We start from the raw sequence: 26,599 nt of genomic DNA on the forward strand, positions 1-26,599 counted from the left end.
CGCAGCCGCCGGGCCCGCCGCGAACTAGGATGGATCCCGTGCTGCTCTCAGATCGCGATATCACCGCCGAACTCGAATCCGGGCGCATCGGCCTCACCCGGAGCGACCCCTCGATGGTGCAGCCGTCGAGCGTGGACGTCTGCCTCGACCGCTACTTCCGGCTCTTCGACAACCACAAGTACGCGGTCATCGACCCCGCCGCGGAGCAGCCCGAGCTCACGCGCCTCATCGAGGTGGATCCGGCGGAGGGCTTCATCCTGCACCCGGGCGAGTTCGTGCTGGGATCGACCTACGAGCAAGTGTCCCTGCCCGACGACATCGCCGCGCGCCTCGAGGGCAAGAGCTCGCTCGGGCGGCTCGGCCTCCTCACGCACTCGACGGCCGGCTTCATCGACCCGGGCTTCGAGGGGCACGTGACGCTCGAGCTGTCGAACGTCGCGACGCTGCCGATCCGGCTGTGGCCCGGCATGAAGATCGGGCAGCTGTGCTTCTTCCGGCTGTCCTCGCCCGCCGAGCGGCCCTACGGCGCCGGCGCGACCTTCTCGCGCTACCGCGGGCAGCGCGGGCCGACGGCCTCGCGCTCGCACCTGAACTTCCACCGCGCGGACGTCACGACGACCGACGCCGGCGCCCCCGGCGAGTAGCCGGCACGGGATCCCGATCCGGGGCGAGATCCCGATCCGGCGCGGGATCCGGATCCGGATCCGGATCGCCCCGCTAGCGGCCCGCGCGCGCCGCCGACTTCGCGTCGCGCTGCGCCTGCGCGGCGAGCATCGCGTTGTACTCCTCGAGCTCGGCGTCGCCCGAGCGATCCGCCGCGCGGTCCTTGCGCTTCTGCTCCTTGTCGTCGCTTCGCGACCACTGCACCGCGACGACGAGCGCGAGCGCGAGCGTCGGCAGCTCGCCGATGCCCCACGCGATGCCGCCGCCCGTCGACTGGTCCTCGAGCGGCGTCGCGCCCCAGGTGCGGCCCATCGCGCCGTACCAGTCGGCGAGCATGAGCCCGTCGCCCGTCATGAGCGTCACGCCGAAGAAGGCGTGCGACGCCATGGTCGCGAAGAGCGTCACGAGCCTGAGCGGGTACGGGAAGCGATACGGCACCGGATCGACGCCGACCATCGACAGGCTGAACAGGTATCCCGAGATCAGGAAGTGGATGATCATCCACTGGTGGCCGAGGTGTTCCGAGGCCGCCCAGCGCGCGATCGGCGTGAAGTAGAAGACCCAGAGCGAGCCGGCGAAGACGACGGCCGCGACCGCGGGGTGCGTGATGACCTTCGAGTACGGCGTGTGCACGGCCCACTGGATCCACTCGCGGCCGCCCCACGAGCCGTCCGAGCGCTTCGCGGTCGCGCGCAGCGCGAGCGTCATGGGGGCGCCGAGCACGAGCACGAGCGGGATCAGCATCGTGAGCATCATGTGCGCGAGCATGTGCACGCTGAACAGGTACTGCTCGTAGGCGTTGAGCGCGCCGTTCGTCGTGTAGAAGAGCATCGCAAGGCCCAGGACCCACGAGATCGTGCGGCCGACGGGCCACTTGTCGCCGCGGCGCGCAAGCCGCCAGACCCCGGCGAGGTACAGGGCGATCCCGAACGCGCAGACGAGACCCCACGCGAGGTCGAACTTCCACTCCGTGAAGTAGCTCATGGGGGTGAGCTCGGGCGGCAGCGGGTCGCCCGTGAGCCACTCGGCCGGCGGGATCCCGCTACCGCCGTCGCGGGCGGGCTCGAGGGCGACCGGCGTTGCCGTGCGGCCGAGGGCGCCGGCGACGCCGCTCGCGACGCCCATGACGGCGAGCTCCGCGACCACGAACCAGGCGAAGGCGCGGGCGCCACGCTCGGCGTCCGCGATGCGCGGGATCAGGCGAACGCGCTGGAGCGCTCCGAAGATCCCGAGCCCGACGAGGGCGACGGTCTTCAGCACGACGAGCTTGCCGTAGCCCGTGCCGAAGAGGGCATCGACGCTCCCGATCCGGAGCCACGCGCTCACCACTCCGGAGGAGGCGACGCCGATAAACGCGAAGAGCGCGAGCGTCGAATAGCGCGCCGTGAGCACGGAGAGCCGCGCGCGGTCGACGGAGCGGGCGACGAGCAGCAGCGTGAGCAGGCCGCCGAGCCAGACCGCGGCGCCAATCAGGTGTACGAGCAGGGAGTTCACGGCCTGGCCGTGCCCCGAGGCGCCCGCAGCATGGCCCTGCTGCGCGAGGGGCAGCGCGGTAATCATGGCCGCGAGGAGCACGAGGAGCATGAGCTTCCGGCCCCGGATCGCGAAGGCCAGCACCGTGGTGACGGCCGCGAGCAGCAGCTCGATGAGCCACAGCTGCCCGAGCTCGATCTGCGACACGAACTGGCCGAGCCCGGCCCCGAACGTTGAGTCGGCCGAGAACGGCAGGCCCGAGACGTCGACGTAGGTGAGGATGAGCGTGCCAGCGCTCGCGACCGTGAGCAGCGCGGCGGAGGCCGCCGCGAGGTCCATCGCGATCCGCGTCTCGGGCCTCTCGCTCGCGAACGCCCAGACCGCCATGACGATCGAGCCGATCAGGCCGGCCATCGAGACGTTGACGAGCGTGCGGAACGTCGGCAGGCCGTAGCGCACGAGCGTGCCGGGGTCCGCGAGCGCGCGAGCCTCGGCTGCGCCGCCGATCGCGAGCCCGACGAAGAGGGCGGCGAGGGTCGCCGCGAGCAGCACGGCAGGGGCGAGTACTCGCAGATATCTGGGCACCCCTCTAGCCTACGGCCTGGGCCTGAGGAGCTCGATCAGGGGTGGGAAACGGCCTGCGGAGTGCGATCCGGGCCGGGCCGCGATCCGGGGCCGGGCCGCGATCCGGGGCCGGCCGCGATCCGGGCCGGCCGCGATCCGGGCCGACCGCGATCCGGGGCCGGACGCAGAAATCCCCCCGGCGCCTGAGCGCCGAGGGGATCCCGAAAACCGTGAGGTTACTTGACGGCAGCCTTGAGCTTCGAGCCGACCGACACCTTGACGCGCTTGCCAGCGGGGATGTCGATGGTCTCACCCGTGCGGGGGTTGCGGCCGGTGCGAGCAGCGGTCGTCGCGGTCTCGAAGGAGATCCAGCCGGGGATCGAAACCTTCTCGCCCGAAGCGACGGTCTCGGAAACGGCGGCGAACAGCCCGTCGATCACGTTCGAAACAGCGGCCTGGCTCTGGCCGGTCTCAGCGGCGATCTTGGCGACGAGCTCGGTCTTGTTGAGTGCCATGTTGTGTCCTTCCAGGGCGCTTACGCTTCTCGGTGAGGCCCCTGATCGTTTTCAGGTACCCCCCGAGGTTCGGGGGATCCGATCGGTTGATCGCTACGAATCTACCCCACACCCGCGGAATTCTGCGGAATCACGGCGGGAATTCATCATTGGCGTGTCGCAGGAACCGCTGATGGAGCGGAAAGCCCGTGCGCTGCTGATAGAGTTGTAGGACAATGTCGGAGATGACTGATATATCACTGCACCGGGTGAGCACCGCCGAGGCGGTCGCCGACGCCCTGGTGGGCCTCATCGTCTCCGGAACCCTGAAGGCGGGCGAGCCGCTGCGCGAGAGCAGCCTCGCCACGAAGCTCGGGATCTCCCGCAACTCGCTCCGCGAGGCGATCCGGCTGCTCGAGCGCAGCCGTCTCGTGAAATACGAGATCCACCGGGGCGCCGTGGTGAGCACGCCGACGCTCAAGGACCTCGACGACCTCTACCGCACCCGCCGACAGCTGGAGCTCGCCGGCGTTCAGCAGGAGCCGAGCGAGGAGCAGCTGCGCGCCATCACGGCGGCGTTCGAGCTGCTGAGCGAGACCTCGAAGAAGAACGCAGTGGAGCCGATCGTGGCCGCCGACCTCGCCCTGCACCAGGCCATCGTCGACCTGCTCGACAGTGAGCGGATCAGCAGTTTCTACCGCCAGATCTGCAAGGAGCTCGTCTTCTACTTCACGGTCCTCTCCTACACCGACGAGGAGTACGTGAACCCCGAGGAGTCGATCATCAGCCGCCACTCGGGCATCTACGACGCGATCATCGCGGGCGACCGCGCCCTCGCCCACACCCTCCTCGAGGCGCACATCGAGGAGAACTACGCGCGCCTGCGCGAGATCCTCACGGAGCGCGAGGCCGCGGGGGCGTAGCCCACGCGGGATCCGGGGCTGGGCGGCGCAGCGGCGCCGCAGCCGCCGAGTGGGCTCTAAAGCCCCATTCACGTGGTCGAGTGGGCCGAAAGGCCCCAATCACGCGCGCGAAAGGGGCCTTACGGCCGACTCGAGGTTGGCCCGTAGACAAGCAACCCCGCAAGGCTCAGGATCCTGATCCGAGCTCGCGCGTTCGCGGGTGCCCGCGCCGAGTGGGCCCGAAAGCCCCATTCCCGCGGCCGAATGGACTGAAAGGCCCCAATCACGGGCGCGAAAGGGGCCTTACGGCCGACTCGAGGTTCGGGGCCAAGTGCCGGGGCGCGGGCGCGCGGGCGCGGGCGCCCGCGCCGAGTGGGCCCTTGAGCCCCATTCCCGCGATCGAGGGGGCTCTAAGGCCCCAATCACGGGCACGAAAGGGGCCTTTCGGCCGACTCGACGAGGCGGGCGAGGAGGGCGAGGCGGGCGCGGCGCGCCCGCGCCCCGCCCACCATCACAGCTGCGCGAAGGCCTCCTCGAGGATCGCGAGGGCCTCGTCGAGGAGCTCGTCCGAGATGTTGATGGCGGGGAGGAGGCGGAGCACGTGGCCGTCGCTGCCGCCGCCCATCACGAGGAGTCCCCGGTCAGCGGCGGCCGCCGCGACCTTCTTGAAGGCTGCAGGGTTCGGCGCGCCGTCGGCGTCGATGAGCTCGACGCCGTGCAGGGCGCCGAGTCCGCGGACATCGCCGATGACGGCGTGGCGGTCCTGGAGGGCGCGGAGCCCGTCCTGGATCTTGCGGCCGATCTCGGCGGTGCGCTCGAGGGTGCCCGGCGCGCGAAGCTCCCGGATCACCTCGACGGCCGCGGCGCAGCCGACCGGGTTGCCGCTGAAGGTCCCGCTCAGGCCACCGGCGGGGATCGCGTCCATCATGTCGGCGCGGCCCGTGACCGCGGAGACGGGGAAGCCGCCCGCGATCGCCTTCGCGCTCACCACGAGGTCGGGCACGAAGCCGAAGTGCTCGCTCGCGTAGAGCTTGCCCGTGCGGCCGAGGCCCGTCTGGATCTCGTCGGCGATGATCACGATGCCATTGTCGTTGCACCACTGCTGCAGCGTCTCGAGGTAGCTGGGTGCCGGGACGATCACGCCGCCCTCGCCCTGGATCGGCTCGATGACGAGGCACGCGAGGTTGTCGGCGCCCGAGATCTTCTCGAGCTGCGCGATGCCGCGGCGCGCGGCCTCGGCCCCGTCGAGGCGGTCGCGGAACGGGTAGGAGTTCGCGATCCGGTAGATCTCGCCCGGGCGCGGCCCGACGCCGGCCGAGTACGGCTGGGCCTTGTAGTTGAGGCCGAGGGTGAGGTTCGTGCGGCCGTGGTAGCCGTGGTCGACGACCGCGATGCCGTTGCGGCGCGTGAACGAGCGCGCGATCTTGACCGCGTTCTCAATCGCCTCGGCGCCCGTCGAGGAGAGCACCGACTTCTTCTCGAAGTCGCCCGGCGTGATCTCGGTGAGGAGCTTCGAGACCTCGACGTAGAGCTCGTAGGGCGTCACGGAGAAGAGCGTGTGGGTGAACTTCTTCGTCTGCGCGATCGCGGCGTCGACGGCGGCCTCGTTGCTGTGGCCGAACGAGGTGACGCCGATCCCGCACCCGAAATCGATGAACTCGTTGCCGTCGACGTCGGTGAGCACCGAGCCCTCGGCGTTCTCGATGTAGACGGGCAGGAGCGGGGCGACGGACGCCGAGACGTACCTCGTGCGCTCCTCGTTAATGGCGCGGGATCGCGGCCCGGGCACCTCGGTGCGGACGCGCTTCGGGAACGTGGTGGTGGTCGACATTGTTACTCCTTCGTGGTGTCGGTGGGCGCTTGCCCGGTCAGTTGCTCTCGCGCCGCGAGATGTTGTAGAAGCGGATCTCCTGGTACTCCTCGAGCCCCTCGCCGCTGCCCTCGCGGCCGAGGCCGGACTGCTTGAGCCCGCCGAAGGGCGCCGCGGGATTCGAGGGCACGCCGTTGTTGATGCCGACGAGGCCGGTCTCCAGGGCGTCCGCGACGTTGAGCGCGCGGTCGAGGCTCTCGGTGAAGACGTAGCCGGCGAGGCCGAACGGGGTGTCGTTCGCTGCGGCGAGCACCTCCTCCTGCGTGCCGAATCGGCTGATCGCGGCCACGGGCCCGAAGATCTCGGTGTTCGCGATGAGGGAGTCGGAGGGAACCCGGTCGAGCACGGTCGCCTCGAAAAAGTAGCCCTCGCCCGGCACGGCGGATCCGCCCGTGCGGAGCTCCGCGCCGTGGTCGACGGCGTCGGCGACGAGCGCCGAGAAGTTGTCGACGGCGCGCCGGTCGATCACCGGCCCGAGGTCCGTGCCCTCAGCGATCGCGTGGCCGAGTTTGATGGCCGCCATGCGCTCCGTGACGCCCTCGACGAAGGCGTCGGCGATCCCGTCCTGCACGTAGATGCGGTTGGCCGCGATGCACGACTGGCCGCCGTTGCGCAGCTTCGCCTGGATCGCGCCCTCGACGGCGCGCTCGAGATCGGCGTCGTCGAAGACGATGAGCGGCGCGTTGCCGCCGAGCTCCATCGAGCTCTTGATCACGTTCTTCGCCGCGAGGCCGAGGAGCGTCGAACCGACGCCCGTCGAACCGGTGAAGGAGACCTTGCGCACGCGCGGATCGGCGAGAACGGCCTCGCTGAAGCCGCCTGAGTCCTTCGTCGTGACGACGCGCATGAGCTCGCGCGGCACGCCCGCCTCGACCATGAGCTCGACCGTGAGGAGCGTCGTGAGCGGGGTGAGGCTCGCGGGCTTGATGACGGCGCCGCAGCCCGCCGCGAGCGCCGGCGCGATCTTTCGGGTGATCATCGCCATCGGGAAGTTCCACGGCGCGATCAGGACCGAGAGGCCGATGGGCGAGCGCCTCGTGAGGATCGTGGATCCGCCGGCCGGGTTCTCCCGGAAGTTGCCGGCGGGGCGGAGCAGCTCGTCGGCGTACCAGCGCACGTAGTCGGCCGCGTATTGCACCTCGCCGTTCGCCTCGGCGAGGGTCTTGCCCATCTCGCGGCTGATCACGAAGGCGAGCCGCTCGCGCTGGCCGATGAGCACGTCGTAGACGCGGTGCAGCGTCTCCGAGCGGTGCCGCGGCGTGGTCTTCGCCCACGCGCGCCCCGCCTCGTCGGCGACGCCGAGCTGCTCGACGGCCCAGGCCGGATCGCGGCTCGGCAGCGTCGCGATGCGCTGCTCGGTCGAGGGGTCGAGCACGGCGAACTCGTTGGCCCCCGGCTCGTGGTTCGAGAAGCCGGGGAGGCTCGCGAGTGCTGCGTCGGAGGCCTCGATGCGCTCCGCGGTCGGGGTGAGCAGTGCCATGTTTCTTCCTTTGCGTGTCGGGAAACTCTTGCGTCGGAACACCGGTGCGCCGGTCGCCGGCAGCGGCGCCTGGCGATACCGGGTCAGCCTATCCTAATGTTCCCTTGTCCTACAATTACTATCGGCCGAGAAAAGCCGCGCACCGGGGAATTCCCGGGCGCGGCTGTGTACTCCGCGCGGCCGTGTGCTCGGCGCGGCGCGCTACTTCGCCAGGTACCCGCCCTCGACCGGGATCGAGGTGCCGGTGAGATAGGCCGCCTCGGGCGAGGCGAGGAACGCCACGACCGCCGCGACGTCGGCCGGCTCGGCGATGCGGCCGAGCGGGATCGCCGCCGCCACCTTCGCGGCCTCGGCGTCCGGATCCGGCAGGCCCTCGAGCCACTCCTGGTAGAGCGGGGTGCGGGTCATGCCGGGCGCGACCGCGTTCACGCGGATGTTGAAGGGGGCGAGGTCGATCGCGGCCGCCTTCGTGAACGCGAGCATCGCGCCCTTCGACGCGCTGTAGATGCCCATCGTCGGCACCCCGATGCTCGCGAGCCGCGAGGTGATGTTGATGATCGCGCCGCCCTCACCCTGCTCGCGCATCTGGCGCGCGGCGGCGATGAGCAGGTTCATCGCGGCGAAGGTGTTCGTCTCGAAGGTCGTGCGGATCTCGTCCTCGCCGACCTCGAGGAGGTCGTTCGTGTGGTCGATCGCGGCGTTGTTGACGGCGACGTCGAGGCGGCCGAGCGCCGCGACCGTGTCCGCGACGAGCCGCGCCGGGGCCCCGGGCTCCGTGAGGTCGGCGCGCACGAAGGTGACACGCTCCCCCAGCCGCTCGGCGACCTCGCGGCCGCGCTCCTCGCTGCGCCCGCTCACGGCGACGCGGAAGCCCCGCTCAGCGAGCTGCCCCGCGATCTCGACGCCGATGCCGGAGGTGGCCCCCGTGACGAGTGCGACCCGGTCGTTCTGCATGTGTGTTCCCCCTCAATTGCTGTAGTGCGAAGTGTGTGCTGGCGCGGGATCCGGCCCCGGATCAGGCTTTCAGCGTTGCGCGATCCCGAGCGCGATGCTCGCGTACGCGCGCGCCGCGATGCCGATGTGCTCGATCGAGACCCGTTCGTCGGGCTGGTGCGCCTGCGTGTTGATGTCGCCCGGCCCGAGAATAATCGTGGGCGTGCCGTTGTGGCGGGCGATGAATCCGCCCTCGCACGCCGCCGTCCAGCCCGTGATCTTCGCGGGCATGCCCTGCTGCTCGGTGAGCGAGCGCGCGGCGATGCGCACGATCGGTGCGTCCTCGTCGGTGCGGAAGCCCGGCATCACCATGTCGACGGTGCCGCGCACCTCGATGCGCTCGGCGTTCGGGATCCCGGATCCCGCGATGTCGGCGCGCGCGGCGATGAGCAGGTGATCGAGGATCTCCCACGCGTCCTCGCCCGGCATCGTGCGGCGGTCGATCGTGAGCTCGGTGAGGCGCGGCACCATGCTCGTGCCCGTGCCGCCGACGAGCGTGCCGACGTTCCAGGTGGCGGTGCCGAGCAGCGCGTCGCGCTCGCCGGCGCGGGCCTCGGCGTGGAACCCGCGCACGAGCTCGACGATCCTGCTCGCACCGTAGATCGAGCTCGCGCCATCCTCGGGCCGGCCCGCGTGGGCGGATCCGCCGAAGACCTCCAGGTTGAGGTTCGCGGCGCCCCGGCAGCCGACCACGATCTCGAGGTCGGTCGGCTCGGCGACGACGCAGGCGAGATACTCGCGCGGCGGGTGGTCGGCGAGCCAGGCCTGCACGCCGAGCGCGCGGTCCTCCTCGTCGACCGTGCACAGGAGCTCGAGCCTGAGCTCGGGCGAGAGCTCGTGCACCGCCGCCATCGCGGCGAGCACGGCCGCGAGCCCGCCCTTCATGTCGGTCGATCCGCGGCCGATGATCTCGCCGTCGAGCACGCGCGGCGCGAAGGGGTCGGCGTGCCACCCCTCGCCGGCCGGCACGACGTCGCTGTGGCCGAGGAAGAGGATCGCCGGCCCGTCCTTCGGCCCGAGCCCCGCGAGCAGGTTCGGGCGGCCGGGCGCGATCTCCTGCAGCTCGGTGTCCGCGCCGATCCGCTCGCAGATCGCGAGCAGCCGGCGCACGGTCTCACCCTCCGTGCCGCCGGGGTTCTCGCCCATGCCGGCGATGAGGTCGCAGGTGTCCTCGACGATCTGGTCGAGGTCGATGAGCGCGGCGATCCGGGCGTCGATCTCGGTCTCCTCGCTCGCCCGGCTCACGCCGCACCCCCGCCGGATCGCATGCCGAGCGAGGCATCAATCGCGCGCTTCAGGCGGCCGACGCCCTCCGCGATGCGCTCGGGCGACGAGGTCGCGAAGCACAGGCGGAGCGCGTCGCGCATCGAGCCGTCGACCGTGAATGCCGGGCCGGGAATATAGGCGACGCCCTCGGCGAGTGCGCCCGCGAACAGGTCTTCCGTGTCGATCCCGGCGAGGTCGCCCGTGAAGGTCGTCCACAGGAAGAAGCCGCCGTCGGGATCCGTGACCCGCACGCGGTCGCCGAAGGCGGACGCGAGCTCGCGCCGCATCGCCTCCTTGCGCTCGCGATAGATCGGCTTCAGCCGCTCGAGGTGCGGCTCGAGCAGCCCGTCCTCGAGGAAGTTCGCGACCGCGTTCTGCGCCGGCACGCCCGTGCACGTATCCATCGCCTGCTTCGCGTTGATCGCGAGCTCGCGCACGGCCGGGTCGACGTCGATCCAGCCGACGCGGAGGCCGGGCGCGATGATCTTCGAGAAGGTGCGCACCTGGAAGACGAGCGGGTGACCGGGGGCGATCTCGGCGAGGCTCGCGATCTCGGAGCCGCCGAAGCGGAGCATGCCGTAGGGGTCGTCCTCGATGATCACGCAGCCCCACCGCTCGGCGAGCTCGACGAGCGCGCGCTTGCGCTCGAGGCTCATCGTGACGCCGGTCGGGTTCTGGAAGTTCGGGATCGTGTAGATCGCCTTGGGCGTGCGCCCGGCGCGCTCGACGAGCCCGGGCAGCTCTTCGACCACGAGGCCGTGCTCGTCGGTCGGGGCGCCGAGCACCTCGGCGCCGTAGCTCAGCGCGGTCGCGTTGCCGTTCGTGTAGGTGGGCGCCTCGACGATGACGAGGTCGCCGGGGTCGACGCAGAGCTTGAACGCGAGGTCGAGCCCCTGCATGCCGCCCGTCGTCACGAGCAGGCGATCCGGCGCCGTCGGCACGCCCGCGGCGTTCGAGAGGCGCAGGATCTCCTCGCGCAGTCGCGGGTCGCCCTCCGACTCTCCGTAGTCGTAGCGCCCGTGCCTGGCGCGCGCGAAGGCCTCGTCGAGCCCCTCGAGCGGCATGAGGTCCTCGCTCGGCGCGCCCATCGCGAAGCGCACGATGTCGTGCTGCTGCTCGGCGAGCAGCGCCGTCGAGGCGTCGATCACGGAGCCCACGAGCGCGCGGCGCGCGAGCGGCATCTCCAACTGTGCGGCGGTCATCAGTCCTCCTTCACGATGAGCTTGCGGGGTGCGTCGGTCAGCACGTCGGCGCCGCCCGGCGCGACGCGGATCGACTCCGAGACCTCGAAGCCGTAGCCCGTCATCCACATGCCCGCGATCACGTGGAAGGTCATGTTCTCCTCGAGCACCGTCTGGTCGTCCGCACGGATGCTCACGGTGCGCTCGCCCCAGTCCGGCGGGAAGCCGACCCCGATCGAGTAGCCGAGGCGCGACTTCTTCTCGAGCCCGTAGCGCGCGAGCACGGCGTCCCAGGCGCGGGTCACGTCGGCAGGCGTGTTGCCCGGCTTCAGCTCTGCGAGCGCCGCGTTCAGCCCCTCGACGGTCGCGCCGGCGAGCCGGTCGAGCTCGCGGCTCGGCGTGCCGAGCGAGACGGAGCGGGCGAGCGGCGTGTGGTACCTGTGGTGCACGCCCGCGAGCTCGATCGAGACGGCCTCGCCCGCGCCGAAGCGCTCGGCGGTCCAGGTCAGGTGCGGGGTGTCGGCGCCGTCGCCGTAGAGGAACATCGGCACGATCGCGGGGTAGTCGCCGTCGGCGCCCTCGACGCCGCGGGCCTGCGCGGCCATCACATCGGCCGCGATCTCGTTGAGGGGCCTGCCCTCCTCGATCGCCGCGACGGCCGCGCGCATCGCCTCGCTCGCGACGCGGCCGGCCCGCCGCATCTGCGCGATCTCGAAGTCTGACTTCACGAGCCGAACCCAGTTCACGAGCTCGCGGCTCTCGACGAGCTCCCACTCCGGGATCCCGTCGCGCAGCGCGAGGAACGAGCGCACGGCGAAGAAGTGGGCGTCGCCCTCGAATCCGACGCGGCCGGGACGGGCAAAGCCCCGATCCCGCAGCTGCTCGGCGACCCACTGCATGGGGTGCGCGTCTGGCCGGTGCACGAGCGTCTCGGGGTAGCCGAGCACGTCGTCGGCGTAGCGCACGGCCGTGCGGTGCGCGCCGAGCGCGTCCATCTCGCGCATCGCGAGCACGGGGGTGCCCTCGAGCGGCACGAACAGGATCTGCGGGGTGTAGAACGACCAGGCGTTGTAGCCGCTCAGGTAGAAGATGTTCGCGGGGTCGGCGACGACGAGGCCCGTGAGCTCCGCGGCGCGCATCCGCTCGCGCACGCGCTCCAGCCGGGCGTCGAGCTCGGCGGGTGAGACGAGGCCAGCGTCCATGTGGTTCTCCTTCGAAACAGGTGTTGAGTTCACCGTATCGACTTCCCACTCTTCAATGAAGATGCTGGGAGGGAACGGTAGTATTCACTTTGAGTGAACGATTGGGGGCAGCCGTGCTCGATGTGAACAAGCTCACGCTGCTGCGCGAGGTCGCCGCGCACGGCGGGATCACGGCCGCGGCCGACGCGCTGCGCATGAGCCCGTCGAACATCTCTCAGCAGCTCCGGCGACTCGAGCACGAGTACGGCGTCGCCCTCCTCGAGTCGCACGGCCGCGGCGTGCGACTCACGCCCGCGGCCGCGCGCCTCGTCGAGCGCACCGAGGACATCCTCGAGATCCTCGAGGAGGCAGAGGGCGAGCTCGCCTCCGGCCGCGCCGAGAACGCGAGCACCGTGCGCCTCGCGGGCTTCCACACCTTCGCGATCGGCCTGCTCCCCGGGGTGATCGCGCGGCTGCGGGAGAGCGCGCCGTGGCTCGAGCTCGAGTTCGTACAGCTCGATCCGGAGGCCGCGATCGACGAGGTGCTCGCGCGCCGGGCCGACCTCGCGGTCGTCGACGAGTACCGCGGCCTCGCGCTGCCGCCCGCCCCCGGCATCGTGCGGATCCCGCTCGGCGAAGAGCGGATCGCGGCGTACCTGCCCGGCGGCGTCGGCGATCCCGCGGCCGCGGCCTGGGCCACCGAGCCCGCGACGAGCGACGCCTTCACCTGGGCGCGCGGCGTCTGCCGGGAGGCGGGCTTCGAGCCGCGCGTGCGCTTCGTCTCCCCCGACCCCCACGTGCACCGGCGCCTGCTCGAGCAGGGGATCGCCGCCGCGTTTCTCCCGGCCACGGCAGCTTTCGGCCTGCCGCCGACCGTGCGCCTGGCACCCGGCCTGCCCGCTGACCTCCGCCGCAACCACACGCTCATCCTGCGCCGGGGCACCGAGCGCTCAGCCGCGAACGCCGCCTGCCGCGCCGCGATCGCCGCGGAGCTCGCGGCGCTGCCGGATCAGGACACCGTGTAGCCGCCGTCCGCCGGCAGGATCGCGCCCGTGATGTAGCCCGACTCGGGCGAGGCGAGGAACACGGCGGCGCCAGCGATGTCGCCAGGCGAGGCGAGCCGGCCGAGCGGCACGCGCCCGGCGACCTCCTGCTCGGCGGCCGCCGGATCCGGCTGGTCGGCGAGCCACGACTCGATGAGCGGGGTCTTCGTCATGCCGGGGGCGACCGCGTTCACGCGCACCCCGAGCGGGGCGAGCTCGACGGCGGCCGCGACCGTGAATGCGTTGAGCGCGCCCTTGCTCGCGGCGTAGCCGCTCACCCCCGCCATGCCGACGACCGCGAGCCGCGACGAGACGTTCACGACGGCGCCGCGCGCGGCTCCCAGCCGCTCGGCGAGCCGGCTTGTGAGCAGCATGTGCGAGACCGTGTTGAGGGCGAGCGTCTCGAGCAGCGAGTCGCGGTCGAGCTCCGCAATCGTGTCGTTGTGCCTGCGCCCCACGTTGTTGACGAGCGCAGTGAGCGGGCCGAACGGCTCGCCGAGCCTGGCCGCGACCGACTCCGCGGCGTCGGGGGCGGCGTGGTCCGCCTCGAGGAACACGATCCGCTCCCCGAGCTCGGCCTCCGGCCGCTCGCGCCCCGTGGCGACGACGCCGAAACCGCGCGCAACGAGCCCGCGCGCAATCGCGAGGCCGATACCGGACGTGCCGCCCGTCACGAGCGCGGTTCCGAGCGCGGTTCCGAGCGGCGCCGGATCCGCCGCGCTCATCGGCCCGCTCCCCAGATGCCCGCCCCGTCGAACGTCGCCTCGCCGCCGACGACCGTCGTGAGCACCTCGATCTCGCCGATCGCCGCGGGATCCACCGCCGTCGGGTCGTCGCCGAGGACCACGAGATCCGCGAGGAACCCGCGCGCGATCCGGCCCTTTTCCCGCGCCCAGCCCGTGACCTCCGCGGAGCCGACCGTGTAGGCCCGCAGCGCCTCCCCCGGGCTGAGCCGCTCGTCGGCGCCGTAGACGCGGCCCGACTCGGTGCGCCGCTCGACCGCGGCCTGCATGACCGCGAGCGGCCGGCCGTCGGCGACCGGCCGATCCGAGCTGCCCGCGACCGGCAGGCCCGCCCGCAGCTGGCTCGCGAGCCGGAACGACTGCGTCGCGCGTTCCTCCCCGATGTAGTCGAAGAAACCGTCGCCGTAGACGCGCATGAAGTAGGGCTGCGCCACGATCGGAGCCCCGAGCGCTGCGAGCCGCGCGAGCTGGTCGTCGGTGACGACGCCGCCGTGCTCGAGCCGGTGCGGGAGGGGCGGCGCGATCCCCTCGCCGGCGAGCGTGCCCAGGATCTCGATCCCGAGCTCGATCGCCTCGTCGCCGACCGCGTGCATCGCGAGCGCCCAGCCGGCGCGGGCGGCGGCGAGCGCGCGCTCCCGCATCTCGTCGACGTCGCCCTGGAAGTAGCCGTGATTGCCCGGGCAGTTCGCGTAGCCCTCCGACATGCGGGCCGTGTTGCCGAGGATCGAGCCGTCGAGGAACATCTTCACGGGGCCGAGCTGCAGGCTGGCGTCGCCGAGACCGCTCCGGATCCCGCCCGGCAGGCCGCGGAAGTGCGCCTCGCCAGCCTTCCCGAGCGGCACCTCGCCGAGCACGTCGCCCACGAACATGGGCTGCATGCGCGTGCTCAGCAGGCCGCGCTCGCGGGCGAGCTGGTAGGCGGCGAACTCCTGCGGACTGTGCCCGATCCAGCCGCCGCCGATGCCCGCGTCGGTCACGCTCGTGAGGCCCTCGGCCGCGTACCTCGTGGTCGCGGCGTCGAGCGCGGCGACGATCTGCTCCTGCGGCGCTGGCAGCAGACGATCCTGCACGAGCGCCATCGCCGTCTCCTCGAGGAGCCCCGTCGGGCGGCCGACCTCGTCCACGACGACCGAGCCGCCGTCGAAGCGCTCGCGGCCCGTGATCCCGAGCAGCTCGATCGCGCGCCCGCTCACGATGCAGGCGTGGCCCGAGGTGTGCTTGATCCACACGGGGCGGCCGGCCGCGGCGCGGTCGAGCGCCGCGGGATCCGGGTACTGGCCGCCCGTGTCCATCTGGTTGAATCCTGACGCGACCAGCCAGTCGCCGCCGGGACCGGCGGCCACCCCGCCGCCGGCCGACGCCGCGATCCGCTCGTACAGCTCGTCGAGGCCGGAGAGCCCCGAGAGGTCCGTCTCGAGCAGCGTGTGCCCGAACCACACGGAGTGGGCGTGCGCGTCGTTGAAGCCGGGGGCGACGATCGCCCCGCCGGCGTCGATCCGGCGCTCGGCCGCGAGGCCCTCGCACTCGGCTCCCACGGCCGCGATCCGGCCGCTCAGGATCCCGAGCGAGGTCGCTCGCGGCGCGGACTCGTCCTGGGTGAGCACCCTGGCGTTCTCGATCACGGTGTCGACGCGCACGTCGCCCCCTTCGTTCGTTGCGGTTCGGTGCCGCGGTGGTGAGGCTACGCCTCGCCGGGCGCCGGGATCCGCGTGCCTGCCGGCACGACCGAGACCGGCTGCGTGCGGATCGAGACGCCCGTCGTGTCCTTCATCGCGATCGCCGCGATCAGGCCGACCACACAGGCGCCCATCATGTAGACCGCGGGCATCAGGGTGAAGCCCGTCTTCTCGATGAGCAGCTCGTTCACCATGGGCGCCGTGCCGCCGAAGAGCGCGGTCGCGACGTTGTAGGTGATCGCGAAGCCCGCGTAGCGCACGTGCGTCGGGAAGAACGCGGGGAACGTCGCCGAGATCGTCGCGAGCTGCGGCAGGTACAGCAGGCCGAGCACGCAGAACGCGATGATCGAGCCGAGGAGTCCCGTGCCCATCAGGAGATACAGCGGGATCGCCGCCACGAACAGGCCGACGAGCGAGAAGATCCAGAACGGTTTGCGCCTGAGCTTGTCGGAGAGGCCGCCGAAGAACGGCACACAGATCATCATGCCGAACTGGCCGATGAACATCACGACGAGCACGACCGTGGGGTCGAGCTTCACCGTGTGCTCCAGGTAGGTCGGCATGTAGGTGAGCAGCGTGTAGTTCACGACGTTCAACGCGATGACGAGGCCGCCCATGATGAGCATGGCCTTCCAGTAGTGAGTGAACAGCTCCTTCCAGACACCGCGGTGCTCGTCGGCGCCGGCCGCGGCCGCCTGCTCCTCCTGCTCCTTGAACACCGGGGTGTCCTCGAGCTTGCTCCGGAGGTAGAGGCCGATGAGGCCGAGCGGGCCCGCGATGAGGAACGGGATCCGCCAGCCCCACTCGCCCATGACCTCGTGCCCGAGGATCACGCTCGTCACAAGCACGATGAGCGAGCCGAGGGCGAAGCCGCCGAGCGTGCCCGCCTCGAGGAAGCTGCCGTAGAAGCCGCGCTTCTTGTCCGGTGCGTACTCCGCCATGAAGGTCGCGGCGCCGCCGTACTCGCCGCCCGTCGAGAAGCCCTGGATCATGCGGAGCAGGATGAGGAGCGCGGGCGCGAACATGCCCCACTGATCGTGGGTCGGGAGGAGGCCGATCGCGAAGGTCGATCCCGCCATCAGGATAATCGTGAGGGCGAGCACCCCCTTGCGGCCGAACTTGTCGCCGAGCGGGCCCCAGAACATGCCGCCGAGGGGGCGCACGAGGAAGGACAGCGCGAAGGTCGCGAGGGTCCAGACGGTTCCCGTGCCCGTGTCGGAGGGGAAGAAGTTCAGGGTGATGTAGGTCGCAGCGACCGCGTAGACGCCGTAGTCGAACCACTCGACGGCGTTGCCCATGGCGGAGGCGGCGATCGCCTTGCGGAGGGTGCTCTTCGACACCTCCGCGTGAATGTCCGGTGCCGTCTGATCCGCGGGGAACCCGGGACCCGCGGCGCTGGGGGTCTCACTGTGTGACATATCGATCTCTCTTTCGATTGCGTTAGGCGGCGCGTCGTTCTTCGGTGAACAGCGCCCCCATCTCGGGGATCGCGACCGTGCGGCCGGCGATCCTGAGCCCCTCCCAGAGGGTCACTTGGTTGGCGGTGAGCACGGGCTTGCCGAGCGCCGCCTCGAGGCGGCCGATGAGCCTGGCCGTGTGCATCGCGGTGTCGGGAAGCAGGATCGCCTGCGCCTCGGCCGGGTTGTTGCTCTGCGCGAGCTCGACCACGCCGTCGTCGTCGAGCTCGCCCGCGAGGGCGGCCGTGACGATGTCGTGGCTGACCAGGGAGACGACCTCGATCCCTGCGTCCTCGAGCAGCTTGCGGAAGTGGCGGGAGACATCCTCGGGGTAGGTCGCGGCGATCGCGACCCGCTCGATGTCGAGATGCCTGATCGCGTCGACGAACGCGAGCGAGGTGGACGACGCGGGGATCCCGAGCGCCTGGCCGACCTCCTCGGCCTGGCGGCGCGCGCCCTCGAGGCCGAAGACGAAGCTGCCCGAGGTGCAGGCCCACATGACGGAGTCGGGCGCCCCGCCGGCGCCGGTGCGCAGCGCCTCGGCGCCCTCGAGGAGCCGTTCGCTGCGGCCGAGGTCGAGGAGGGCGTCGACCTCGTGCGCGTCGACGCCGACCGAGGTGTGGACGAGGTCGAGGCGGACGTCTGCCGGCACGAGCGACTGCATGAAGGGATAGTCGTCCTCCGCCCCGTAGCCGGGGTACAGGAATCCGATTGTCGTCATTGAGCATCCTTTCGGTCGTGCTGCCCACCATAACGTAACCGTAGGATTGTTGACAATCCTTCAATTTCGGCCCTAGCCTGAGGGCACACGCAATCACGAAGGAGTGCCCATGTCCCGCTACATCAAAATCACCCTCGTCAACCGGGGCGTCAGCTGCCTCGCGCGGCTGCTCGACGAGGAGGCGCCGCGCACGAGCGAGGCCGTCTGGGCCGCGCTGCCGCAGGAGGGCCAGGTCTACCACGGCAAGTACGCGCGCAACGAGATCTACAACCTCGTGCCGGCGTTCGCCGAGACCGAGCCGGGCGCCGAGAACACCACGATCACGCCGATCCCCGGCGATCTCTGCTACTTCAGCTTCACGAGCACCGAGCTCGGGGCGCCCGGCTACGGGTACCGCTCCGGCGAGGGCGGCGACACGAGCGAGACGATCGTCGACCTCGCCGTCTTCTACGGCCGCAACAATCTCCTGATCAACGGCGACCGCGGCTGGATCCCGGGCAACGTGTTCGGGGCGATCGAGGAGGGCCTCGAGGAGTTCGCGGCCGCCTGCCAGGACCTCTGGATGAACGGCGCAGCGGGCGAAACGCTCCGCTACGAGCGCGCCTAACCCCCACCAAGCCCGCGCCACCTTGCCGGTTCTGCGCTCGATGTGTGGTTTTTCCGTAATAGAAGGCACATCGAGCGCAGAACCGGCAAGGTGGGTCGGGGTTTTACCTGGCGGGGGTTAGTGGCCCGTGACGGCCTCGAGGAAGCGGCGCGTCCGGTCCTCGCGCGGGGCGCCGAAGATCTGCTCGGGCGGCCCCTGCTCGACGACCTGCCCCTGATCGAACATCACGACGCGATCCGAGATCTCACGCGCGAAGCGCATCTCGTGCGTCACCATCAGCATCGTCATGTTCGTGGTCGTGGCGAGCCGCCTGATCACGTTCTGCACCTCCCCGATCAGCTCGGGATCCAGCGCCGACGTCGGCTCGTCGAAGAGCATCACCTCGGGCTGCATCGCGAGCGCTCGCGCGATCGCGACGCGCTGCTGCTGCCCGCCCGAGAGCTGCGGCGGGATGTGCTTCATGTGGTTCTGCAGCCCGACGAGCTCGAGCAGCTCGGTCGCCCGCGCGACGGCGTCCGCCTTCGAGTCGCCGCGCACGTGGATCGGCGCCTCGATCACGTTCTCGAGCACCGTCATGTGCGGGAACAGGTTGAACTGCTGAAACACCATGCCGATCTTGCGCCGCGTGCGCTCGGTCTGCTTGGTCTCCTTCGCCCGCTCGCCCTTGCGCACGTCCCACAGCACGTCGCCGCCGACGGTCACGAGGCCGACGTCTGGCGTCTCGAGGGTCATGAGGATGCGCAGGATCGTGGTCTTTCCCGAGCCGGAAGGCCCGATGATCGAGACCTTTTCGCCCGGGCTGACCTCGAAGTCGAGGCCGCGCAGCACGTGGTTGTCGCCCCACGCCTTGCTGACGTTCTCGAAGGAGATCGCGACGTCGATGTCGTCGTCCGGGTTGTTGAGCGTGCGGAGGATGTCAGTGTGCGGGGACAAGGCGTTGCTCCAATCGTCGAATGAGCAGCGAGCAGGGGAAGCTGACGATGAGGTACAGCAGTCCCGCGATCGTGATCGGCTCGAGGTAGCGGTAGAAGTTGCTGCCGATCTGCAGCGAGGTTCCCATGAGCTCCAGGATCGTGATCGACGACAGGATCGCCGAGTCCTTGAACATCATGATGAGGTAGTTGCCGAGCACCGGGATGATGGGGCGCACAGCCTGCGGCACCACGATCCGGAACCAGGTGCGTGCGGGCGGCAGGCTGAGCGCCTTCGCGGCCTCCCACTGCCCCTTCGGCAGCTGTTCGATGCCCGAGCGGTAGACCTCAGCGGTGTACGCGCTGTAGTTGAGCCCGAGCACCACGATGCCGGTCGGCAGCGGGTCGAAGGCGATCCCGAAGTAGGGCAGCACGAAGTAGGCGATGTAGGCCTGCACGAGCAGCGGCGTGCCGCGCACGAACGAGACGTAGAACGTCGCGAGGTGCGAGACGACCGGGATCCGCATGAAGCGGAGCACCGCGACGATGAGGCCGACGGCGAGGCTGATCGCGAACCCGATGAACGTGATCCAGAGCGTGAGCCCGAATCCGCGCATCAGATCCGGCATGATCTGCACGACGAAGTTGTTATCCCAGAGATTCATCGTCCGGCCACCCCCAACAGGGTGCGCTTGCGCACGCTCGACACGGCCTTGCGGTCAAGCGCGAAGCGCCTCTCGAGCAGCCGCGTGATCCACCCGATCAGGAGCGAGAGCAGGTAGTAGACGACGAGGATCGTGAGGAACACCTCGACGGTGGCGCCTGTCACAGTGCGCGCGTTGAAGGCGCGCCACGTGAGGTCGGAGACCGTCACGAGCGAGACGAGCGAGGTGTTCTTGAGGAGGTCGACCATGACGTTGCCGAACGACGGCAGCATGGCCGGGATCGACTGCGGCAGCAGGATCCGCCACAGTCGGAGTCGCCGATTCATGCCGAGCGCGATCGCGGCCTCGGTCTGCCCCTTCGGGCGGGACCGGATCGTGCCGCGCACGACCTCCGCGGCGTACGCGCCCTCGTTGAGGCCGAGGGCGAGAACGCCGGCGAAGAGCGGGTGCAGCTCGATCCCGAGGAACGGGAGCGCGAAGAAGAACCAGAACATCTGCACGAGAAGTCCGGATCCGCGGAAGAATTCGACGAAGACGTAGGAGGGCCACCTGAGATACCACCTCGGGGACAGCCCCGCCAGCCCCGCCGCGAACGCGACGACGATGGTCAGGACCGCCCCGAGGAACGTCACCAGGAGGGTGACGAGGAGGCCCTGCCCCATGAGGGGCAGGTATTGGATGACGGCGTCCATAGAGGAGTCCAGGCCGGGAGGGCGTGCGCCCTAGCCTTCGTTCTTGCAGAGCTCCTCGGCCGTGACACCCTCGACAGCATCGGGGTCGAAGCCCCACTTCTCGAGGATCTCGCGGAACTCGTCCGTCTTCTTGAACTCGGCGAGGGCCTTGTTGTACTCGTCGCGCAGCTCCGTGTCCTCCTTGCGGAAGGCGGCGCCGGATCCGGTCTTGGGGGCGTCCTCGATCGGCTCGGTGACCTCGATCGACGCATCGCTCTTGACGAGGTCGTTGAGCGAGAGCGTCGGGAGGAGGAAGGCGTCGGCGCGCTTCGCGGTGACGGCCTCCATGCCGCTGCGGGCGTCCTTCACGAGCACCTGCTGACCCTGCGGCACCTTCGCCGTTTTCAGGATGCCCTCCTCGAAGCCGCCGGTCAGCACCGCAATCTTGAGGTCGGGGTTGTCGAGCACGTCCTGCACGGTCGTGATGTTCTTCGGGTTGCCGACGGGCACTCCGAACGACTCGGTCGAGACGATCACGGGCTCGGAGTAGGCGACGGCGTCGCAGCGCGACTGCTTCATGAAGAGGCCGGCGGCGACGACGTCCCAGCGGCCGGCGTTCAGGCCGGGGATCATCGACTCGTAGGGCGTCGTGACGCCCTCGATGTCGTCGACCTTCATGGTCTTCAGCACGGCGCGCAGGATGTCGGGCTCGGCGCCCGTGACCGTTCCGTCCGTGTTGACCTGGGTGTACGGCGGCTCGTTCGCGATCGCGACGCGCAGGTAGCCGTCCTTCTGCGCCTGCTCGACCGTCTTGCCGACACCGCCGGCTGCGCCGTCGCCACCACCTCCTCCGCCCGGGGCGGTGGTCGTGCACGAGGCGAGCAGGCTGACTGCGAATGCACCCCCGATCACTGCGGTGGCGATTCTGCGCATGCGCTTGGCGTGGTTCCGGACCATCTGAGGCTCCTTACGACGAGTGTCACAACACTGGGACCGCCTGTTCGCCCTATCGCTCCATTGTTGGAACGTTGGACAATCGGCTTGGCCCCAGAATCTCGGAGCGCGGCTGGCGCGTCAACTGGGCGCGCTGTGTTCGTGACCGAAACGTGACCTAAGCCTGATCAGGGCGCCATGCGACGCCCGCGAGCGCCTGGCCCTCCCCGACGGGCGCGCGCCCGATTCTGCCGAGCGCGGCCCACATCGTCGCCTGGTTCGCCGTCACCACCGGCTTACCGAGCTCGCGCTCGAGCGGCGCGATGAGCCCGTAGCTCGGCAGGTTCGTGCAGCTCAGCACGATCGCCTCAGCGTCCGGCCGGTCGACGGCCCGGATCAGCTCCGCCGTGCGCTCGTACGGCACCGCCCAGATCTCCGAGTCGAGCCCGAGCGACGCGTTCACGACCGCCGTGATCCCGTGCTCGGCGAAGTAACCGTCGAGCAGCGCGGAGAGCTCCGGCAGATAGGGCGTCGCGACCGCGACCCGGCTAGCGCCGAGCGCGCGCAACGCCTCGACGATCGCGCCGGAGGTCGTGATCGGATCCCGCGCCCCCGCGGCGGCCATCGCGCTCCGGATCGCCGCGTCGCCCGCCCGCCCGCCGACGAAGCTCGCCGAGGTGCAGGCGTAGGCGACGACCTCGGCGCGGCCCGCCGTGACGCTCCGCACGCCGTCCGGGATCGCGCCGCCCTCCGTGAGCTCGCGCGCGAACTCCACCGTGACGACGTCGTCGATGAAGGGGGTGCGGGTCATGAGCAGGTCGACGTCCGGGGGGAGCCAGCACCAGAGCTCGCGGTCGAGCTCCATGTCGAAGGGCGCGACGACGCCGATGGCTGGTGATCCCGGGCCGGATCCCGATCCCCCGGCACCTGCTGCGATTTCGGTCATGGCGGCCTCCCGGTCTTGATTGTAGAATTGTTGACATTCCTACCATAAGACTCGCCCCTCGGAGGTCAGATGTCCAGCACCCCAGCGCCCGCTGCCCCGGATCCGGCTCAGGATCCGGCCCCGACTCCCGGCCGGATGGATCCCGAGCGCATTGCCGCGCTCCTGCCGCCCGCCCCGCAGCCCGCCGCGAACTACGTGCCGGTCAGGGAGTTCGGCGGAGCGCTCCACGTCGCGGGGCAGACGCCGCACGTCGAGGGCGTGCTCCGGCTGCGCGGCAGGGTCGGCGTCGAGGTGACGCCCGCCGACGCCCGCGAGCTCGCGCGGGACGCGGCGCTGAACGCGGTGTCGGCGCTGAATGCGCACCTCGGCGGGCTGGCCGAGCTCGGCGGGATCGTGTCGCTCACGGTGTTCGTCGCGTGCGGGCCCGAGTTCGGGCAGCACCCCTGGGTCGCCGACGGCGCCTCGGAGCTGCTCGTCGAGCTCTTCGGGGACGACGGCAGGCACGCGCGGGCCGCCGTCGGGGTGTCGAGCCTGCCGGACGGCGCCCCGGTGGAGGTGAGCGTCGTCGCGGCGCGGCGCTAGGCCCCCGCGCCCTCCCGCTCAGCGAACTGGGCGGTGATCATCGCGACCGCGTGATCCATGTGCTCGGCGAGCAGCCGGTGCAGGTTCGGCACGTTCTGATCCCTGATCGCGGCGGCGATCTCGCGGTGCTCCGCGATGCGCTCCGGCACGGGGTAGGCGCTGCTCTCGAAGGAGGAGAGGCACATGCGGCTCTCGGTCGCGAGGGTCGCGTGCATGCGGTTGAGGCGCGGGCTGCGCGCCGCGGCGACCATGCGCTCGTGGAACTCGATGTCGAGCCAGGCGAGCTCGTCGCCGCCGGCGCCCGCCGCGCGGCGCTCCTCGAGGCGGTCCGTGAGCTCGTCGAGTGCGTCCGCGAGCTCGGCCGCGCCGCCCATCACGTCGATCACCTTGAGGCAGGCCGCCCGCTCGATCGCGAGCCGCGCGGTGTAGATGTCGAAGACCTCCTCGACCCCGAACTCGGCGACGAACACGCCCCGGTTCGGCCGGCTGATCAGGAGGCCCTCCTGGGTGAGCCGCTGCATCGCCTCGCGGAGCACGCCGCGGCTCACGCCGAAGCGCTTCGCGAGGTCGACCTCAAGTAGTTGCTGGCCAGGGGCGAAGCTGCCGTGGGCGATGAGATCCCGCAGCTTGCGGGCCACGATCCCGGCCGTGGATTCCGACCGGATCGGCCCAAAGTGCCTCGCCTCGGTCTCCAACTCGCCCTCGCGCTTTCCCGCGGCCCCGCGCCGCGTACTGCTGGATTCTACCGCTCCCCGCCGCGCGGAAAAGCGAAACGGGCGCGGACCCCGGAGGATCCGCGCCCGTTCAGACGATTTCGAAGCGGTGCTTACCAGCTCGACTTGGTGATGCCGGGCAGCTCGCCACGGTGCGCCATGTCGCGGAAGCGAACACGCGAGACGCCGTACTTCGAGAGGACGCCACGGGGGCGGCCGTCGATGACGTCGCGGCTCCGCACGCGCACCGGCGATGCGTTGCGGGGCAGCTTCTGGAGGCCGACGCGGGCGGCCTCGCGGCTCTCGTCGGTCCCGTTGGGATCCACGAGGGCCTTCTTCAGCTCGGCGCGCTTCTCCGCGTAGCGGTCGACGATCGCCTGGCGCTGCTTGTTCTTCGCAATCATGCTCTTCTTCGCCATGATTAACGCTCCTCTCGGAACTCGACGTGCTTGCGGACGACCGGGTCGTACTTCTTCAGCACGAGACGGTCGGGGGTGTTGCGACGGTTCTTGCGGGTCACGTAGGTGAACCCGGTGCCCGCCGTCGAGCGGAGCTTGATGATGGGACGTACGTCCTTATCCTTAGCCATTAGAACTTCACCCCACGCTTCTGCAGATCAGCAACGACGGCCTCGATGCCACGGGCGTCGATCACCTTGATGCCCTTGACCGAGAGGGTCAGGGTCACCTTGCGGCCGAGCGAGGGCACGTAGTAGGTCTTCTTCTGGATGTTCGGATCGAACCGACGCTTGGTGCGACGGTGCGAGTGCGAAATGTTGTGACCAAAGCCGGGAACGGCGCCGGTCACCTGGCACACTGCTGCCATGGTGTTTCCTCTCATACCGTGAGACCGGACGGCCTCACCCAAGATTTCTTGTCTGCACGGGATCCGGATCTCGCTCGGCTTCCGCTTCGCTCGAACTGGACTTCCCACGCGGTCTGCGCACTGGGACTGCGCACAGCCAAAGATCAAGCTTAGGGCAGCGCGGGCGTGCGCGCAAGCCGGGCGTGTCGCGCGCTGCGGGCGCGGGATCCGGATCCGCAACGGGCTCGGGATCCGGGCTCGGGATCCGGAGCCCCCCCCCCCGCCGAGTCGGCCGGAAGGCCCCAATCAACCGCGGGAAAGGGGCCTTACGGCCGACTCGACCCCGGGAAAGGGGCCTTACGGCCGACTCGGTGGCGGAGGTGAAGGTACAAGCACAAGCTCAAGCTCAAGCACGGGCCCGGCACCCAAATCCCGCCCCAGCCCCCCTCCCCGCGCCCCGCCCCCGCTCCGCGCATGCCCCCCCCCGAGTCGACCGAAAGGCCCCAATCAACCCCGCGAATGGGGCCTTCCGGCCGACTCGACCGCGGGAATGGGGCCTTACGGCCGACTCGACAGGCACAGCGGCGTAGCCTCGAGGGAGGGGCGGCGCACCGCGGCGGCCCCCGGAGTGCGAAAGGAAGACACTGATGTCTGCAGGAAACGAGGCCGGGCGGATCGTGCCCCCGGAGATTGCCGAGCGGATCCTCGCCGCCGTCGACGCGAGGTTCGAGGAGCAGCTGCGGCGCACCTCGGAGCTCGTGGAGTCCCCGTCGCTGCGCGCGGCGGAGGAGCCGGCGCAGGATCTCATCGAGCAGCAGTTCCGGGATCTCGGTCTCGACGTCGACCGCTGGACGATCGCCGACCCCGAGCTCGAGGCCCACCCCGGCTACGGCCCTCCCACGGTCGACTACTCGCGGATGACGAACGTCGTCGGAACCTTCACGCCGCGCGAGGAGCTCGGGCGGTCCCTGATCCTGAACGGGCACATCGACGTCGTGCCCGAGGGCCCTGAGGAGGGGTGGAGCGACTCGCCGTGGAGCTCGCGGATCGAGGGCGACTGGCTCACGGGCCGCGGCGCAGGCGACATGAAGGCGGGCCTGATCGCGAACATCTTCGCGTTCGACGCGCTGCGCGAGGCCGGGCTCGAGCCGACGGGCAGGATCCACCTCGAGTCCGTCGTCGAGGAGGAGTGCACGGGCAACGGCTCGCTCGCGGCGCTCCTGCGCGGGTACACCGCCGACGCGGTCATCATCTCGGAGCCCGAAGAGGACGCGCTCGTGCGGGCGAACGTCGGCGTGATCTGGTTCACCGCCCGCGTGACCGGGAGCCCGACCCACCCGCGCGAGATGGCGAGCGGCTTCAACGCGATCGATGCGGCCTACGAGCTCATCGGCGCGCTCCGCGGGCTCGAGGAGGAGTGGAATGCCGAGCAGGGCGAGCACCCCTTCTTCGAGGATCTCGACCACCCGATCAACTTCAATATCGGCGGGATCAGGGGCGGCGACTGGCCGTCGAGCGTTCCGGCGTGGTGCGAGATCCGGGTGCGCGTCGCGCTCTACCCGGGGACGACCGCCGCCGACGCGTGGTCCCGGATCGAGCGCTGCGTCGCGGACGCCACGGCGAACCGCGGCGGCCGCCCGCCCTTCGAGGTGAGCCTCACCCGCGACGGCTTCTACTCGGAGGGCTACGTGCTCGAGCCCGGATCCGACGCCGAGGCCCTCCTCGAGGAGACCCACCGTGAGGCGTTCGGCCGCGAGCTCACGAGCTTCACGACGCCCGGCTACCTCGACGGCCGCGTCTTCGTGAACTACGGCGGGATCCCGACGCTCGTCTACGGGCCCGTCTCGGAGAACATCCACGGCTTCGACGAGCGCGTGAGCATCGAGTCGATCCGGCGCTGCACGAAGTCGATGGCGCTCTTCATCGCCTCCTGGTGCGGGGTGCGCGAGCGCTGACTCGCGCGGGCCGCGGGCCCGCGAGCCCGATCCCGCGATCGAGTCGGCCGTAAGGCCCCAATCAGCGCCGTGAAAGGGGCCTTACGGCCGACTCGGCGGCGGGAA

At 70.5% G+C, this 26,599-nt stretch carries 27 protein-coding genes; 6 read left to right on the top strand and 21 right to left on the bottom strand.

From position 1 onward, the window contains the following. Positions 1–38 precede the first annotated feature (38 nt). Positions 39–644 (top strand): dCTP deaminase, encoded by a 606-nt coding sequence (gene dcd / locus ACOPJ3_RS00915; RefSeq protein WP_427869952.1) that lies wholly within the window; start codon positions 39–41, stop codon positions 642–644. Positions 645–717: 73 nt separating this feature from the next. Here dcd and ACOPJ3_RS00920 read toward each other — a convergent pair whose 3' ends face one another. After that, positions 718–2,721, bottom strand: coding sequence for a cytochrome c oxidase assembly protein (locus tag ACOPJ3_RS00920; RefSeq protein WP_427869953.1), 2,004 nt, complete (start codon positions 2,719–2,721; stop codon positions 718–720). 215 nt (positions 2,722–2,936) lie between these two features. Continuing rightward, positions 2,937–3,215: an HU family DNA-binding protein gene (locus tag ACOPJ3_RS00925; protein WP_427869954.1), complete on the bottom strand. Its 279-nt coding sequence runs from the start codon at positions 3,213–3,215 to the stop codon at positions 2,937–2,939. Between the two features lie 224 nt (positions 3,216–3,439). Here ACOPJ3_RS00925 and ACOPJ3_RS00930 point away from each other — a divergent pair, with 224 nt between their 5' ends. Beyond that, positions 3,440–4,117 carry a GntR family transcriptional regulator gene (locus ACOPJ3_RS00930; protein WP_427869955.1) on the top strand — a complete coding sequence of 226 codons (678 nt, stop codon included), beginning with the start codon at positions 3,440–3,442 and terminating at the stop codon, positions 4,115–4,117. Positions 4,118–4,607: 490 nt separating this feature from the next. Here the strand turns inward: ACOPJ3_RS00930 and ACOPJ3_RS00935 are convergent, their stop codons facing one another. The 6 genes from ACOPJ3_RS00935 to ACOPJ3_RS00960 form a co-directional block, all read right to left on the bottom strand. Further along, complete coding sequence (locus tag ACOPJ3_RS00935; RefSeq protein ID WP_427869956.1) at positions 4,608–5,927, bottom strand: aminotransferase class III-fold pyridoxal phosphate-dependent enzyme; 1,320 nt, start codon at positions 5,925–5,927, stop codon at positions 4,608–4,610. A 37-nt stretch (positions 5,928–5,964) separates the two neighbouring features. Next, positions 5,965–7,446, bottom strand: a complete 1,482-nt coding sequence (locus tag ACOPJ3_RS00940; protein WP_427869957.1) for an NAD-dependent succinate-semialdehyde dehydrogenase — start codon at positions 7,444–7,446, stop codon at positions 5,965–5,967. Between the two features lie 201 nt (positions 7,447–7,647). Further along, positions 7,648–8,400: an SDR family NAD(P)-dependent oxidoreductase gene (locus tag ACOPJ3_RS00945; RefSeq protein ID WP_427869958.1), complete on the bottom strand. Its 753-nt coding sequence runs from the start codon at positions 8,398–8,400 to the stop codon at positions 7,648–7,650. A 69-nt stretch (positions 8,401–8,469) separates the two neighbouring features. After that, positions 8,470–9,684 carry a M20 family metallopeptidase gene (locus ACOPJ3_RS00950; RefSeq protein WP_427869959.1) on the bottom strand — a complete coding sequence of 405 codons (1,215 nt, stop codon included), beginning with the start codon at positions 9,682–9,684 and terminating at the stop codon, positions 8,470–8,472. Continuing rightward, entirely contained in the window at positions 9,681–10,907 is a 1,227-nt protein-coding gene (locus tag ACOPJ3_RS00955) for a PLP-dependent aminotransferase family protein (protein WP_427869960.1), read from the bottom strand. Before ACOPJ3_RS00955 ends, ACOPJ3_RS00950 begins: the two co-directional genes overlap by 4 nt. Next, positions 10,907–12,088: a M24 family metallopeptidase gene (locus ACOPJ3_RS00960; RefSeq protein ID WP_427869961.1), complete on the bottom strand. Its 1,182-nt coding sequence runs from the start codon at positions 12,086–12,088 to the stop codon at positions 10,907–10,909. Before ACOPJ3_RS00960 ends, ACOPJ3_RS00955 begins: the two co-directional genes overlap by 1 nt. Before the next feature lie 89 nt (positions 12,089–12,177). Between ACOPJ3_RS00960 and ACOPJ3_RS00965 the strand changes: the two genes are divergently transcribed. Beyond that, positions 12,178–13,092, top strand: a complete 915-nt coding sequence (locus ACOPJ3_RS00965) for a LysR family transcriptional regulator (protein ID WP_427869962.1) — start codon at positions 12,178–12,180, stop codon at positions 13,090–13,092. Here the strand turns inward: ACOPJ3_RS00965 and ACOPJ3_RS00970 are convergent. From ACOPJ3_RS00970 to ACOPJ3_RS00985, 4 genes are read right to left on the bottom strand one after another with little or no spacing between them, the layout of a single operon-like run. Continuing rightward, positions 13,077–13,835, bottom strand: a complete 759-nt coding sequence (locus ACOPJ3_RS00970) for an SDR family NAD(P)-dependent oxidoreductase (protein ID WP_427869963.1) — start codon at positions 13,833–13,835, stop codon at positions 13,077–13,079. The two genes, ACOPJ3_RS00965 and ACOPJ3_RS00970, sit on opposite strands and share 16 nt — an antisense overlap. Beyond that, entirely contained in the window at positions 13,832–15,490 is a 1,659-nt protein-coding gene (locus ACOPJ3_RS00975) for an amidohydrolase (protein ID WP_427869964.1), read from the bottom strand. Before ACOPJ3_RS00975 ends, ACOPJ3_RS00970 begins: the two co-directional genes overlap by 4 nt. A 44-nt stretch (positions 15,491–15,534) precedes the next feature. Then, positions 15,535–16,947, bottom strand: a complete 1,413-nt coding sequence (locus ACOPJ3_RS00980; protein ID WP_427869965.1) for an MFS transporter — start codon at positions 16,945–16,947, stop codon at positions 15,535–15,537. Positions 16,948–16,969: 22 nt separating this feature from the next. Further along, on the bottom strand, positions 16,970–17,707 hold the full coding sequence (locus tag ACOPJ3_RS00985; RefSeq protein ID WP_427869966.1) for a maleate cis-trans isomerase family protein: 738 nt from the start codon (positions 17,705–17,707) through the stop codon (positions 16,970–16,972). Positions 17,708–17,816: 109 nt separating this feature from the next. On the opposite strand from ACOPJ3_RS00985, the gene ACOPJ3_RS00990 reads away from it, so the two are divergent. Continuing rightward, on the top strand, positions 17,817–18,314 hold the full coding sequence (locus ACOPJ3_RS00990; protein WP_427869967.1) for a DUF3830 family protein: 498 nt from the start codon (positions 17,817–17,819) through the stop codon (positions 18,312–18,314). Positions 18,315–18,431: 117 nt separating this feature from the next. Here the strand turns inward: ACOPJ3_RS00990 and ehuA are convergent, their stop codons facing one another. The 5 genes from ehuA to ACOPJ3_RS01015 form a co-directional block, all read right to left on the bottom strand. Continuing rightward, positions 18,432–19,247: an ectoine/hydroxyectoine ABC transporter ATP-binding protein EhuA gene (ehuA, locus tag ACOPJ3_RS00995; protein WP_427869968.1), complete on the bottom strand. Its 816-nt coding sequence runs from the start codon at positions 19,245–19,247 to the stop codon at positions 18,432–18,434. Beyond that, complete coding sequence (ehuD, locus tag ACOPJ3_RS01000) at positions 19,231–19,890, bottom strand: ectoine/hydroxyectoine ABC transporter permease subunit EhuD (protein WP_427869969.1); 660 nt, start codon at positions 19,888–19,890, stop codon at positions 19,231–19,233. Before ehuD ends, ehuA begins: the two co-directional genes overlap by 17 nt. Continuing rightward, entirely contained in the window at positions 19,887–20,582 is a 696-nt protein-coding gene (gene ehuC, locus ACOPJ3_RS01005) for an ectoine/hydroxyectoine ABC transporter permease subunit EhuC (protein ID WP_427869970.1), read from the bottom strand. The genes ehuD and ehuC overlap by 4 nt, the downstream gene beginning before the upstream one ends. 30 nt (positions 20,583–20,612) lie before the next feature. Beyond that, complete coding sequence (gene ehuB / locus ACOPJ3_RS01010) at positions 20,613–21,518, bottom strand: ectoine/hydroxyectoine ABC transporter substrate-binding protein EhuB (RefSeq protein WP_427869971.1); 906 nt, start codon at positions 21,516–21,518, stop codon at positions 20,613–20,615. A gap of 154 nt (positions 21,519–21,672) precedes the next feature. Continuing rightward, complete coding sequence (locus ACOPJ3_RS01015) at positions 21,673–22,440, bottom strand: maleate cis-trans isomerase family protein (RefSeq protein ID WP_427869972.1); 768 nt, start codon at positions 22,438–22,440, stop codon at positions 21,673–21,675. A 69-nt stretch (positions 22,441–22,509) separates the two neighbouring features. Here ACOPJ3_RS01015 and ACOPJ3_RS01020 point away from each other — a divergent pair, with 69 nt between their 5' ends. Continuing rightward, positions 22,510–23,022: a RidA family protein gene (locus tag ACOPJ3_RS01020; RefSeq protein WP_427869973.1), complete on the top strand. Its 513-nt coding sequence runs from the start codon at positions 22,510–22,512 to the stop codon at positions 23,020–23,022. Here the strand turns inward: ACOPJ3_RS01020 and ACOPJ3_RS01025 are convergent. The 4 genes from ACOPJ3_RS01025 to rpmB all read right to left on the bottom strand — a co-directional run bounded on the left by ACOPJ3_RS01025 (position 23,019) and on the right by rpmB (position 24,560). Beyond that, positions 23,019–23,660 carry a GntR family transcriptional regulator gene (locus ACOPJ3_RS01025; protein WP_427869974.1) on the bottom strand — a complete coding sequence of 214 codons (642 nt, stop codon included), beginning with the start codon at positions 23,658–23,660 and terminating at the stop codon, positions 23,019–23,021. The two genes, ACOPJ3_RS01020 and ACOPJ3_RS01025, sit on opposite strands and share 4 nt — an antisense overlap. Before the next feature lie 188 nt (positions 23,661–23,848). Continuing rightward, positions 23,849–24,154: a 30S ribosomal protein S14 gene (gene rpsN, locus ACOPJ3_RS01030; protein WP_017884002.1), complete on the bottom strand. Its 306-nt coding sequence runs from the start codon at positions 24,152–24,154 to the stop codon at positions 23,849–23,851. 2 nt (positions 24,155–24,156) lie between these two features. Next, positions 24,157–24,324, bottom strand: coding sequence for a 50S ribosomal protein L33 (gene rpmG / locus ACOPJ3_RS01035; protein ID WP_046454849.1), 168 nt, complete (start codon positions 24,322–24,324; stop codon positions 24,157–24,159). After that, positions 24,324–24,560, bottom strand: coding sequence for a 50S ribosomal protein L28 (rpmB, locus tag ACOPJ3_RS01040; RefSeq protein WP_427869975.1), 237 nt, complete (start codon positions 24,558–24,560; stop codon positions 24,324–24,326). Before rpmB ends, rpmG begins: the two co-directional genes overlap by 1 nt. Positions 24,561–25,186: 626 nt before the next feature. On the opposite strand from rpmB, the gene ACOPJ3_RS01045 reads away from it, so the two are divergent. Further along, entirely contained in the window at positions 25,187–26,494 is a 1,308-nt protein-coding gene (locus ACOPJ3_RS01045; protein ID WP_427869976.1) for an ArgE/DapE family deacylase, read from the top strand. Positions 26,495–26,599 lie beyond the last annotated feature (105 nt).

Origin of the sequence: Leucobacter luti, assembly GCF_050310065.1 — a bacterium.
GTDB classification, from domain to species: domain Bacteria; phylum Actinomycetota; class Actinomycetes; order Actinomycetales; family Microbacteriaceae; genus Leucobacter; species Leucobacter luti_B.